Origin of the sequence: Capsulimonas sp. (assembly GCF_039929585.1) — a bacterium.
In the GTDB taxonomy this organism is placed as follows: domain Bacteria; phylum Armatimonadota; class Armatimonadia; order Armatimonadales; family Capsulimonadaceae; genus Capsulimonas.
In genome coordinates, this window is the sequence record NZ_JBDSQY010000261.1 from 1 (window position 1) to 12,487 (window position 12,487).

Consider the following 12,487-nt stretch of genomic DNA (forward strand, 5'->3'; position numbering starts at 1 on the left):
TTTACCCTGCGAAGCAGCTTGTTGGGAAAAAGGGGGAAGCGCTTTAGCGCAGGGGGAATAGGGCCAACCTACTTCTTCTTCCGCATTCGCGGCGGCCGCCCGAACAGTTCATACGAGATGCGAAATCGCAGCATCTGCCAGTACATGATCATGCGTGACCCCGCCCCGCGAATCCATCCCAGCTTTTCTTCCTTCATGGGATGCGTCACGCCGCGCAGGATCACGTCCTTGCGGATCATGTCATGATGGCGCACGTAATAGGTGATTGCCAGTTCGATGCCGTAGCCGACGTTTTCGAGATTGGGAATTTGCAGGAAGACTTCACGAAGAATGGCGCGCTGGCCGGTGATGCCGGGGCTAAAGTATTGGGCGATATCGGTCGCCCAGCGGCCGCCCTGGAAGATGCCCATGGACATGGTGGACTCGCCTGTGAGAATAGGCTGGAGGATATCATGGACGTGCTGCGGGGTCAGGCCAATGAGATCGGCGTCGAAGAAGAGCAGAACGTCGGCGTCGGTTTTCAAAGCGCCGGTGCGCATGGCGCCGCCCTTGCCTTTATTGGTGGGAAGCTGAATGGCCTGTACGCCTGGGATAGCGGAGGCGGCTTCGTACGTTTTATCCGTGGAGCCGTCGGAGACAACGATGATCTCCGTAACTTCCGGCGATGCGGTCAGCGTTTTCAAAACGGCGCCGATGCGATGCTCTTCGTTGAATGCGGGAATGACTGCGGCGACTTTCAAATAGGCCTTCCGTGATCGAGCCGCGTCTGCCGGGCAGGCGGAGGCGTCAAATTTGTGCTCGGCGCGCAGCTTGGGCGGCAGGCTAAGGCGCATGACGGCTCCCCTGGGCTCCGGCGCCGTCGATGCCCTGATGCGCCTTTTGCAATAGCGCGGACGCTTCGTCCTGCGCCGATTTCAGCTGCGCCTGCAGGCGCTTTACCTGCCCCTGCGTGCGCAGAGCGGGCTCGGTAATCGCCTTTTGGGCGGCGTCGGCGCTCAGAGACAGCTCGCGCTGTGCGGTTTCCATGTCTCCGCGCTGCGCGGCGGCGCGTGCTTTAGCCGCGTGCCGCTGGGCGCGGTCCAGCCAATCGTTCGGGATCGTCCCCGCGACATCGGAGGAATGACGACGGCTCGCATGCAATTCGGCCTGCAAGCGCGCCACCTGCGCCTGTGTCTGGCGGAGCTGCCACGAATTGTAGCAGAACGCGCCGATCATCAGAACCATCAATATCCGTGTCAAAAATCGTCGAATCATCGAAAACCGGGCCTGCTTACTTCCGCGTGCGCGCCCATTCCTTCACACGACGCTCGATCGCGCCTTCGGCGCGCTGCATCGCAGCCGCGAGCATCCCAAGCGGAAAACGATGCTTCGTCATCATACGGCGGCGATTGACGTGCGAAGTCCCCGTCCACTTCGCCTTATAGGGCTCGTCACCGCGCAGCAGATCAAAGGTCGTCTTGCCCTCGGCAATGGCTAACTGAACCGCGCGCGCCGTGAGTACGGTCCCCAAACTATATTTCGAGAGGGTCGGCTCGAAGCCGCCCTGGTAGTAACACATCCGGTCGCCGAACGAAAAACAATACAGACAGGCCTGCGTATCACCATCCAATTGCAAACAGAACAATCGCAGCCAGCCGCGCTCCAGCAGCGCGCCCGCCAGCTCCCGGTGGAACCCTTGAATGCGTCTGCCGCCGAACACGCCGGGCAGCCAGCGCTGGTTCCAGCGGCGCTGGTGCAGGTCGAAAAGGCGTGTCATCTCCTCCGGAAGTTCCCGGAGATCGCTAACAGGCGCCGCTTTGACTTCGTAAACCTTCTGTAGCGCGCGATCGTAATACCCGACATTCGCCCGGGTCTTTTTACCCAATCCCGCGAGAAACGCATTCCAATCCGCAGGCAGCGCAATATATGGACATGGCTCGCCGAGCGTTTCAGAAACGCTTAGCCGCACATCAGCCGGAGGCTTGTACTCCGTGAGCAGACCGCCGGCGCGCAGCTGTGCGCAGTCGAATACCTGCCATCCGCCGGACTTTGCCAACGTGCGATAAAAAGCGTCGGCAACCGACGCTTCCAATCCCGGCGCTGCGAGAATGTCGGTGTAATCGGATACGCCTACGCCCAAAAACGACAGCAGACGCAATGGCGATCCGCGCCAAAACGACGTCATCAGCGGCGCAAGGCCAACAAGATCGCCGCCTTGAGAGCGCAATGCAATCACATGAAGACGACGGCCGGGAGCGCGTCCGAGACGGCGCCACCAAACGGCGTTCCACTCATAGGTCTGGAAGATCGTGGCCGTCGGACAGGAATTCGCAAGTGTGCGCCATTCGTCCGCCAGCCGCTCCATTCCCGCCGCATCCGTCACGGTTTCCGCGACAATATTCCCAAGCTCGTCCGATTTCATGCGCCCTTTGACAACCTCGGTATTATAGCAGATAGCCATCGGGGTGTAAACCCTGACCAATGCGCAAACAGACGATACAGTTTGCGCATTTTTGGGAACGATTGTCCTATCGCAATCGCCATCAGCGCCGATAGCGCAAACGCAGGCGACGGAGGATACCTATGGACCGTACGAGTAAGACCAAGGTGGAACAGGGACGCGTAGCCATTCATTGGCTTGGACAGGGCGGATTTACCCTCAAAAGTCACGGCGGCGACCTGATCTACATCGATCCCTACCTCTCGGACAGCGCGAACGCCGACGGGACATCGCCCCGGATGGTCGACATTCCCATCAAGCCCAAAGACGTCCGTTTGAATTATCTTTTCCTCACTCACGACCACGCCGACCACACCGACCCCCATTCGGCGCCGGTCATCGCCCAGATGAATCCCGACGCGACAGTCATCTGCCCGCCTTCGTCCTGCCATCATCTGACGAAGCTCGGAGTGCCGTCCACACAGCTCAAAACGGCAATGCCGGGACAGACGCTCGCCTTCCCAAACTTCACCGTCCATGTCGTTACGGCGCAGCATTCGGAAGACAGCGTGGGCTTCGTCTTTGACTTCAGTCACGGCGATACGGCGGTTAACGGCCCCATCGTCTATCTCGTTGGCGACAGCGCCTACTACGACGGCCTCGCCTCGGCCGTGGCGGACTACGGCCCCGACGTACTCCTGGTCCCGATCAACGGCCAATGGGGCAACATGTCGGTGGAAGAAGCCGTCAAGCTGACCCTGGAAATCGAACCCCGCGAAGTCGTCCCGATGCATTACGGCATGTTCGAGTCCAACACGGCCGATCCGGACGACTTCGTCGGACTTCTGGCGTCGGAGCTCGCAAAAAAAACCGAGATCGATATCACGCCCGTCGTGATGAAGCACAACACATGTCATGTCTTCTGCTCCACGGAGGCGGCTCAAGGACGCCAGGCGCGCAAACACGCCCGCGCCGAACGCGCCCGCCAGGCGCGGCTCGGTCATGAGCACAAAGACGGCGTACGCGGCCATCTCCCATCGAATGGGCCTGGAGTGGGACGCGCCCGTTAGGATGTTCCCTTCCCCCGCTGAGCTTTAACTTAGCGGGGGAAGGATCCCCAGCACCCCCAGCAGATCTCCCGGTTCCCGCATCACATAGTCCGGTTCGCTCCGAACGATATCCTCCCCCACAAATCCATACGTCACTCCGACCGTCACGCAGCCCGCGGCGCGGCCGCAGAGGATGTCGGCGGGCGCGTCACCGACCATTATCGCGGTTTTGGCGTCTTTCCCAATCAATTCCAAAGCGCGCAGGGCCGGCGCAGGGTTTGGTTTGTGTTCGGGAGTGTCGTCGGCGGTCACGATCGCGCTGAAGTATGGGCGGAGGGCAAGGCGATCCAGCGTGTCCTCGGCGGACGGGGCGTTGCGCCCCGTCACGACGGCGAGCGTGTAATCTAATCGTTTTAGCGTATCGAGGAGGTTGATAACTCCCGGAAAGAGGGTAACAAGATGGAGGTTTTCGCGCTGAAAGCTTCGATGCGTTGCGGCGAACGGCGCGCCGTCGGCGCCGTTGGAGAGGCTGACATAGCAGGCGTTTAGCGGCTGACCGAAGAGTGTGCTGAGATGCTCGCGGTCGATTTGCAGACCGTGCGCGGACGCGGTGTGCTCATAGGCGGAGACGATCCAGCGATGGGTGTCCGCGAGGACGCCGTCGAGATCGAAGAGGATCGTGTCGATAGATTTCATTTCTCTCTATTATACACCGGCGCAAGCCGCTCGAACGCTTGACTTTCGCCGGTCGCGCCCACATAATCGTGAAATAGTTCACATCAATATGACAGCCGCCCAAACCAGGAGTTTCCGACCTTGCGCAACACGACCGGGTGTACGGCCTTTGCGCTTTTCGCCTTCGCCCTTTTAATATTCGCGTCCCCGGCCCACGCCGCGTTTCAGCCGCGCATTTCGGTGGCGACACAAACAATCAACGACAAGACATTCGCCTCCGTCACGATCAACGATCGTCCGGCGTTTACGCTGCGCACGTCCGCCGGAGGCTACCCGCCTTCGGAGCGGGCGGATGCGGCGGCAGGACGACTGCAAGGGGTTGTGGAGAACTGGGCGCTCCCCGTCGCGGTCAAGGCTGTGAAGGTGGATGGGTCGACATGGTCGATTACGATTCATGACGGCAGCCTTTTGCTTGTGACATCGGCGGAGGCTGCGGCGCATGGGATGAAGCTTCCGGATCTGGCGCGCACATGGGCAAAAAACATCCATGACCTGCTCGCCGAGCCGCCGTTCACGGTATCCAAGCGATCCCTGATCGTGCCGATGCGCGAAACGCGAACCGTCGTGATTGGCGGCGCTGTCTCCACCGATCAGATCACGATGACCAGCTCCTCCCCCGGCGTTGCGCAGCTGCAGTTCAACCCAGCGACCCGGCGCTTGATCGTCGGCGGCGCGGCGCCGGGAAAAACGGTCGTCTCCATTCGCGCCGCCCAAGGTCAGTCGTCCGCCCAGCTCGATTTCACCGTCTCGGTACTGAAGTACGCCGCACAGATCGATCCCACCGCGACCGTCACCATCACGGGAACTCCGGCGGCGTCGCTCGCGACGACTTACACGGCGATTTACACGGGACTGTCACGGGCCATTGCCCCCGAGCCGGGCGCGATCGTGCGATTTTTGTCCAAGCCCGGAGTGTCCCGACCGCCGGCTCCGGGCGAACGCATCCGGATAACTGTACCGGTCACCGTCCGAGGCGCGAATTTACTGCCGGTGGAATCGTCCGCCACAATTACGGTCGTCAATCAGGCGGTCGGTCAGAGGCCGGCCTCACGCCTGTTCTACTCCAATCATCCGGAGCGCGTGATGCGCTCACAAAATCTTTTTCTCGCCAAGATATTTCCCGACATCGCCACACGACTGGATTACCACCATCAGAACGGCTCCGGCCAGCCGCTGATCTTTCACGCGGACCTCATCAACAGCAGTGAAACACCAGTGCGCGTCCATATGATCGCCGGGATCTCCGACCCAGGCGCCGACACGATCCAGGTGGGACGGCGGGCAGGTTCACGTTACCTTCGCGCCAGCCAGGCCAACGACGGGACGGTGCTGGACGTGCCTGCATTCAGCCGCATTCCTATCATTTCTCAGCGGCTGGGAGTGGAGCAGACAGTCAGCGGGATCGTCGATCTGCGGCCGATCGGCGGCGGCCCGGCGGTGACGCTGAGCATCTCCGCCGATGGGGACGATCAGACGGTTTCTTCTCCTATCACCGCGCTGCTCACGGCGACGGCGGGAAACTCAGCGTTTATCTCGCCGGCTTTGGACCATTCCAGTGAAGGCGAGTCGTCCGAAGCGCTGTCCCCCTGGGTGTTCGGTCCGCCGCTGATCGAGCGCGACGCATCGTTCAACGTTGGCGGCTCCTGGACATATATGCGAATTGGGAACAATGACTCGCTGAAGGACACAACGGGCAAATTGCTGCTTTATGGAAACTATGGGGTCGACTACGTCATCAATCTGAAGCTCAGCAACCCCACCACGGAGCTCAAAACCGTCGGACTGTTCTTCGCTCCCGAGGCTGGCAGCGTGGCAGGTGTATTCCGGGTGGACGATGGCCCGATCATTGAATTCGATCCGACCTTGCCCCCAAACGAGCCGATCATCGGCCGTATTCCACTCGCCGCGGGCGAGACTCGGACAGTGCGCCTGCGCACGATGCCGCTGAACGGCTCCTTCTATCCGATGTCCATCATCGCGCATAGCCTCTGATCTGGCGGGGCAATTCTATGGCGGCCAAAATCAGCTTACCGATGCCGAGATTCATGAAGGACACCAACGGAGTGCGCTCGCCGACGTCCGAGGCGACCGGCGTATGGCTGCCCGCGCTTGCGCTATTTGTCGCGTTCTGGATTCTGTACCTTTGGACGGCCACACAGTACAATACATTCGACGCCGTCTCGTACGCCAATGAGATCGGCCGGCTATATCCCCAAACGCACGACCCGCGCTGGCTCTTCCATCCACACCACCTTTTGTTCAACGCGACGGGTTATGTCATTTGGCGCGCCGCGCAGACGCTGGGTTACATTGGCGGCCCCCTCCCCGTCATAGAGGCCTGGAACGCGACTTCGGGCGCCCTGGGTCTTGTGCTCTACTATCTGGCGCTCAGATCCCTGCTGCAGCGATCTCGCTGGATTCCCCTGCTGATCGCGGCGGGCCTCGGGCTGTCATTCGGCTATTGGATCTGCGCGACGGATGGGCGGGTCAACATGCCCAGCACCGTGCTGCTTCTGGGCGCCTTCTGGGCCACATGCCGTTTGATTCAAACAGGGAATCGAAAACTGGCGGCGCTGGCGGGCGTGCTGACCGGATCGGCCATTCTCTACCACGAAAGCGCCGGACTCTTTTTGGTGGTGGGCGTCGCCGGAGCGCTCCTCTCTTATCCGGGAGATGATCTGTCCGCTCGCGCGGCATGGAAACACCGCTGCGCACTGGCCGCGATCTATCTCGCATCCAGCCTTCTTCTTGTTCTCGCCGTGTACGCCATGATCGGCGCTGCGGCGCTTCACTTCCGATCGCTCGGCGCATTTCATCGCTGGTCGAGCGAGTACGTCGAGCTTGGCTGGTGGTGGAACTTTCACATCCTGACCAACATCCGTCTGGACGCTTATGCGTTCCGGCGCGCCGCATTCGTGGAGCCGCCCGGCAAGCAGGGAACCTTCCACCTCAGCGGCGCGCCAACCCAGATATTGGTGTTTTACTTCATGGTGCTGATTGGCTGGTTCGTTTCGGTCTACGCCTTTTTAGTGGCGATTCCTCTGCTCTGGCGCACGCATATCCGGCCGCTGCTGATCGTGAGCTTGATCTGGGTCGTCGCCTATACGCTGTTTTTCACCGTCTGGTCGCCAGGCTATGTCGTCTTTTGGGTGCCGGTGCTGATCCCCACGGGACTTCTGCTGGCGTTTTCTCTGGCGCACTACCGGGCAGGACGCATGGGGCTCGCCGTCAATTGGCTGCTCGGCGTCTGGATTGCGCTCTACGCCGTCAGCAATTTCATGTCCAGCATCGGCCCACATCAGGATCCTCAGTCCAGTCCATTTCGCAGGACGGCCATGGATGTCCGAAGCCACACCGTACGCGGAGACTTGATCGTCGTAGCCGGAGCCGGGGACGCAGCGCAGTGCGAAGTCGATATCCCCTACTTTGCCGACCGGGACTGCATTTCGATCCACACGATGGCGGCGCGCGCCAAGGAGAACGCCGATCGCACACGCAGCACGATCCAATCGCGGATCGCGCAAACGCTCGCCTCGGGAAATCACGTATACGTTCTTGACGAAGTGATGAGCGACAGGTCTGTTCTTGAGGCGCTGCACAAACGTCACCCGAAGGTCGACCGCGCACAAATTCAAGAAACTTTCCGCCCCTGGCGACGGTCTATCGCCTGGAAAAGCCCGCGCGGACCGGTCTGGATTCTGGAACAAGAACCGACGCCCACTCCAATTCCGTAACAACATCAGGAGCATTCTTTGCGTTTTAGGACATTCTCGATCATTTGCGGCCTCGCCGCCGCGACAACGACGATTGCCTGGGGACAGCAGCCCGCCGCCCCTACTCCGGAGACAACCGTGAACCCTACGCCTCAGCCCTCGCCCACCGATGTGGTTCTGGACACCAAGAATGACATGGTGGGGATCGCCCAGCAGACGGCGCATGCGCAAGGCCTCCAGACGCGCATTCTCTGGATGGACGCCGGCGCGAACATCGGCAATCTCAATTCGGAAGCCAAAGTCGCGGATATCATCCAGAAGGTGAAGGCGAGCGGGATCAACACGATCGTTCTGGATGTGAAGCCAATTGTCGGCGAGACGATCTATCCCAGTAAGTTTGCGCCCCGGCTGACGAAGTGGACCAACGGCGAAGTCGATCCCAGTTTCGATGTTCTGCGTCACGTGCTCGACGCCGCGCATGCCGCCGGCATCCCCGTGATCGCCAACATGAGCACCTTCGGCGAAGGGCATAAGTACGTGAAGCGCGGTCTGGCCTACACACACCCAGATTGGCAAACGGTGATGTACCAGACGGACCGCAGTGTCGGTCGCCTGGGCGTGATCGCCCCGATCACCTATCTCAACCAACTGCCGAAAGATGATAAGGGTCTCGGCGCCCTCACGGGACAAGGGCTGCTCGCGCAAAACCACCCCGGCTATACCATCGCCGTATTGAACTTTGACGCCCGCGTCATCGCCGTTTACGATGGCGCGGCGCTTGCGGACGCCCATGTGACGCTTCCCTTGCGCGGCTCCGCCTTGGCAGGCAGCGGCCCGATGGGCGATTGGCTAAAAGCGAATGCGATCCCCGGCGAGATCATGACATATCAAAGCACCGCGAAGTACGTTCCGATCGTCGATGTCCCGGAACAAAAAATCACCATGTTCTGCAACCCGATCAACCCGGAAGTGCGGCAGCATAATTTAGACATCGTGCGCGAAGTCGTGACGAACTACGAAGTCGACGGCATGATCTTCGACGACCGCCTGCGCTACGCGGCGATCAACGCCGACTTCAGCCCGCTGAGCCGTTCAACATTCGAGAAGCATGTCGGGCATACGCTCACCTGGCCAGACGACGTGTACCGTGAATCCGAGTACCCGGGGCAGGCGCCGATCCTAGGCCCATACTATCAAGAGTGGCTGAACTGGCGCGCGGGGAACATCCAGTCGTGGGTCGCGGAAGCGTCGAGTATTGTCCATTCCGTAAGACCGAAGGCGCAAATGGCGGTTTACGTCGGCTCCTGGTACGGGGACTATGAGAAAGTCGGCATGAACTGGGGAGCTCAGGATTTCCACGCCAATTACGCGTGGCTTACTCCCGAGTATCAAAAGACCGGCATCGCTAATCTGCTGGACTGGCTGACGACGGGATGCTATTACGCGAACGCCACCGTGGCGGAAGCGAATGCCGCTGGAACAAGTCCCGGCGCGACCGTGGAAGGCGCGGGCCTGCTCTCGAACCGCGTGGTGAACGACGCCGCCTGGACCTACGCCGGCATTTATGCGCTCTCCTATCAGGACAACCCGGCGCAGTTCCAGCGCGCGATCAAGGCCGCCGTCGGTTCGACTCAGGGAGTGATGATCTTCGACATGTCGCAGATTGTGCAGTACAACTGGTGGGACGCCATGGGCGAAGCCTTCGGCCATACCACCGCCGTCGCGCCGCACACTGTCGATGGCCTGCTCGCCCAGGTCCGCGCCCAGCACGCCGCCGACAAGGCCGCCGGCAAACCACAACCCGAGATTCCCGCCTATCAAGGCATTGAAGATACAGGATTTTAAACGTACGTGATAATGCAAGTTCGATCTGCTCTGGTCGCCGTTCTGGCGCTGTTTTCTCTTTTCGCCCTCTCAGGCAACGCCCAGACCCCGCTGCCGCCGCGTGAGACCCCGCGAACATTCGCCGCATTCGCCCAGGTGGAGACACACCGCCTGCGCCTGGTAAACGCCAAAGACGGAGCCATCCAGGTCTCTCAAGATGGCGGGAAAAACTGGACGCTTCTGGGACGCGTGATCGTTCCAGCAAATACCTGCGTGCAGGGATATCTCGCCAGCGGCTACGCGCCGCCGAGCAGCGTCGCGGCGGCGGCTGTTCATGGCCTGCGCATACGGGTCGGCGACCTCAGCAGCGCGTACCCCAAACTGATCGCCATTCTGCCACGTGAGTTCATGCAGACTCCCGATCGATTTGGCGGACACGTCGCCGGCGAATCGGGAATTTACACCAACATTCCCGTCGGCCAGTCGATCTTCCGCGAGCTTTCCCCCTACGCGGGAAGCGAGGTATTCCGGCAGGACGACGATGGAACGCTGACGTCGCTGCCGATTAACTACGAGCCGCAGCCGGACGACGTGTTCATTATCGTCGTCAAGCGGCCGGAAAACCCGCTGGTCAAGGTGGATTTTGAGAATGCCCCCGGCGGCGCCGTCACCGTGACCTATGCAGACGGAACATCCAAGGTCGTGACGACCGTTCTGAAGCCCGTTTATGGAGTCGGACGCTACGACGGCTGCTCCTATACGGGCGTCGGCGGGCTCAACACCAGCCATATGGGGGTTATCACGGTCTCCACCGCGCCGGTTACGACTTCGAAGCTTTTTGAAGGCACGGGAAACGAGCGGCGCGGGGGATTCCAAATCCAGCCGTCTTACCATAACTCACAGTCACCCGAGGCATGGGCGGCTTCAGTTATGGTGCTCGGGTCCAAAAAGAAGCAGCGCGAACCGGACTTGGAAGGCACGCCGCCGCTGTTCTTTGGACACTTCGATCTTGCCTGGATCAAGAACGACCCCACGCACTCCTGGCGTACGGAGATCCGGATCAAAAACGGGCCATGGCGGCCGATGCTCACCGCCGTCGGCAGCAAGCCCAAAGCGCTCATGGGTGTCACGGCGGTGCGCCTCGTGCGCGGCAAGCAGGCGGATAAGGGATGGCTGGCGGCGCGGATCGAGACGCAGCGCAAGCGATACCAGATACAGAGCCTGCAGCTGGCGCGCGCCGGCAAAATCCCAGTCAGGCGCGGCGACATTAACATCGACGCGCCCGTCAATGACCCACGTGTCCGGTTTGTCGCTTTCTATGTAGACGGCGCGTTCCGTGGAATAACTAACACAGCGCCGTTCAATCTGTCCTGGAACACAACGGAAAATCCAGATGGCGAATATGTCGTGGAGGCGCGCGAGCAGGACGAGAATAATCGTCCTTTGCGTACAACGCGCACCAAAGTCTGGGTCGATAACAAAGGCGAGGTCAAAGGATAACTTATGGCGATCTTCTGCGGCGTCATGTCGGGCACGAGCATGGACGGCGTCGATGTCGCCTTCGCCGAAATCGAGATCGTCTCGACGGACGCCGCCAAGCCTCGTTTCACTGTAAAGCTCCTCGCCGACTATTCCGTTCCTTACGCCGAAGACCTGCGCACCCGCCTCCTGCATCTGCGCGGAGGCGGCGCCGTCTCCATCGGCGAAGTCTGCGCGCTCCACCACGCGCTGGGCCATGTGTACGCAGACGCCGTCACGGAAGCCGCCGAACGCGCCAAGATTGACTTGACATCCGTCCAGGCCATCGGCCTGCATGGTCAGACAGTGTGGCACGCCCCGCCCTCGTCGCAGCCCGAAAACGCCGGCACGCTTCAGATTGGACAGCCAGCCATCCTCGCCGAACGCCTCGGCGTCACCATCATCTCAGACTTCCGCGCCCGCGATATGGCGGCGGGCGGCGAAGGCGCGCCATTAATCCCCTTCGCCGATTATCTCTTGCTTGGCTCGCCCACCGAAACGCGCGTCGTGCTCAACATCGGCGGCATCGCCAACATCACCTATCTCCCGGCCAACGGCTCCCTGTCCGACATCATCGCCTTCGACACCGGCCCCGGCAATACCCTTCTCGACGGCGCCGCCCAGCGTCTCCTCGGCGCTCCCCGCGATGACGGCGGTAAAGCCGCCCTCTCCGGCCGCGTCCTTGAACACGCCCTCACCGAAGCGCTCGCGCATCCCTACTTCCAAAAGCCGCCGCCCAAGAGCACCGGCCCCGAACTCTTCGGCGCTGTGTTCCTGGGAAAAGTCCTGCAAACCTGCGCCGACTCGCGCCCGGAAGACAAACTCGCCACGCTCACCGCGATTACCGTCCGCAGCATCGCCGCCGCGATCCATGCCCTCCCCACGCCGCCCGTTCGCATGATCGTCGGCGGCGGAGGAACACAAAACGCCGCGCTGATGCAGGGATTGGCGAACGCTCTGCCCGGCATAAAAGTGGAGACACATGAGGCATTGGGGATTTCCAGCGCCTCAAAAGAAGCACTGGCGTTCGCCGTGCTCGCGGCGGCGCGGATGCATGGGATCGCGGCAAGCGTCCGGTCTGCTACGGGCGCGCACGGAGCGCGAGTGCTGGGGTGTTTGACGTTGGGGTAAGTTGGTGTGGCGCATATAATGCTCCACACCCAGTGCAATCGTAATCGTCAGCATATACGGCCCGCGGGTATAAAACCCACGTCTGGGAGCGCAAGGCG

10 protein-coding genes are annotated in these 12,487 nt (G+C 61.0%); 6 read left to right on the plus strand and 4 right to left on the minus strand.

What is annotated here, in order from left to right; all coding sequences use genetic code 11:
• Positions 1–68: 68 nt before the first annotated feature.
• Genes ABIZ35_RS19930 through ABIZ35_RS19940 form a run of 3 tightly spaced genes read right to left on the minus strand, consistent with a single transcriptional unit; the run spans position 69 to position 2,440 of the window.
• Entirely contained in the window at positions 69–833 is a 765-nt protein-coding gene (locus ABIZ35_RS19930) for a glycosyltransferase family 2 protein (protein ID WP_348221674.1), read from the minus strand.
• A complete protein-coding gene (locus tag ABIZ35_RS19935) occupies positions 823–1,254 on the minus strand; it encodes a hypothetical protein (RefSeq protein WP_348221675.1) in 432 nt (143 codons plus the stop codon). Before ABIZ35_RS19935 ends, ABIZ35_RS19930 begins: the two co-directional genes overlap by 11 nt.
• Positions 1,255–1,270: 16 nt before the next feature.
• Complete coding sequence (locus tag ABIZ35_RS19940) at positions 1,271–2,440, minus strand: GNAT family N-acetyltransferase (protein WP_348221676.1); 1,170 nt, start codon at positions 2,438–2,440, stop codon at positions 1,271–1,273.
• A gap of 122 nt (positions 2,441–2,562) precedes the next feature.
• Here ABIZ35_RS19940 and ABIZ35_RS19945 point away from each other — a divergent pair, with 122 nt between their 5' ends.
• Positions 2,563–3,489, plus strand: a complete 927-nt coding sequence (locus tag ABIZ35_RS19945; protein ID WP_348221677.1) for an MBL fold metallo-hydrolase — start codon at positions 2,563–2,565, stop codon at positions 3,487–3,489.
• Positions 3,490–3,513: 24 nt separating this feature from the next.
• Here the strand turns inward: ABIZ35_RS19945 and ABIZ35_RS19950 are convergent, their stop codons facing one another.
• Entirely contained in the window at positions 3,514–4,164 is a 651-nt protein-coding gene (locus ABIZ35_RS19950) for an HAD family hydrolase (protein WP_348221678.1), read from the minus strand.
• A 120-nt stretch (positions 4,165–4,284) separates the two neighbouring features.
• On the opposite strand from ABIZ35_RS19950, the gene ABIZ35_RS19955 reads away from it, so the two are divergent.
• From ABIZ35_RS19955 to ABIZ35_RS19975, 5 genes are read left to right on the plus strand one after another with little or no spacing between them, the layout of a single operon-like run.
• Positions 4,285–6,195, plus strand: coding sequence for a hypothetical protein (locus tag ABIZ35_RS19955; protein WP_348221679.1), 1,911 nt, complete (start codon positions 4,285–4,287; stop codon positions 6,193–6,195).
• A 53-nt stretch (positions 6,196–6,248) separates the two neighbouring features.
• Positions 6,249–7,937: a hypothetical protein gene (locus ABIZ35_RS19960; RefSeq protein WP_348221680.1), complete on the plus strand. Its 1,689-nt coding sequence runs from the start codon at positions 6,249–6,251 to the stop codon at positions 7,935–7,937.
• Between the two features lie 18 nt (positions 7,938–7,955).
• Positions 7,956–9,761 (plus strand): alpha amylase family protein, encoded by a 1,806-nt coding sequence (locus ABIZ35_RS19965; protein ID WP_348221681.1) that lies wholly within the window; start codon positions 7,956–7,958, stop codon positions 9,759–9,761.
• 12 nt (positions 9,762–9,773) lie between these two features.
• Positions 9,774–11,240, plus strand: coding sequence for an Ig-like domain-containing protein (locus ABIZ35_RS19970; protein WP_348221683.1), 1,467 nt, complete (start codon positions 9,774–9,776; stop codon positions 11,238–11,240).
• Between the two features lie 3 nt (positions 11,241–11,243).
• Complete coding sequence (locus tag ABIZ35_RS19975) at positions 11,244–12,389, plus strand: anhydro-N-acetylmuramic acid kinase (protein WP_348221682.1); 1,146 nt, start codon at positions 11,244–11,246, stop codon at positions 12,387–12,389.
• Positions 12,390–12,487 lie beyond the last annotated feature (98 nt).

What these genes read in the sequence shown, in the direction of transcription:
- ABIZ35_RS19930 (WP_348221674.1), bottom strand. Translation starts at nt 833, where the DNA reads ATGCGCCTTAGCCTGCCGCCCAAGCTGCGCGCCGAGCACAAATTTGAC.
- ABIZ35_RS19935 (WP_348221675.1), bottom strand. Translation starts at nt 1,254, where the DNA reads ATGATTCGACGATTTTTGACACGGATATTGATGGTTCTGATGATCGGC.
- ABIZ35_RS19940 (WP_348221676.1), bottom strand. Translation starts at nt 2,440, where the DNA reads ATGGCTATCTGCTATAATACCGAGGTTGTCAAAGGGCGCATGAAATCG.
- ABIZ35_RS19945 (WP_348221677.1), top strand. Translation starts at nt 2,563, where the DNA reads ATGGACCGTACGAGTAAGACCAAGGTGGAACAGGGACGCGTAGCCATT.
- ABIZ35_RS19950 (WP_348221678.1), bottom strand. Translation starts at nt 4,164, where the DNA reads ATGAAATCTATCGACACGATCCTCTTCGATCTCGACGGCGTCCTCGCG.
- ABIZ35_RS19960 (WP_348221680.1), top strand. Translation starts at nt 6,249, where the DNA reads ATGAAGGACACCAACGGAGTGCGCTCGCCGACGTCCGAGGCGACCGGC.
- ABIZ35_RS19970 (WP_348221683.1), top strand. Translation starts at nt 9,774, where the DNA reads ATGCAAGTTCGATCTGCTCTGGTCGCCGTTCTGGCGCTGTTTTCTCTT.
- ABIZ35_RS19975 (WP_348221682.1), top strand. Translation starts at nt 11,244, where the DNA reads ATGGCGATCTTCTGCGGCGTCATGTCGGGCACGAGCATGGACGGCGTC.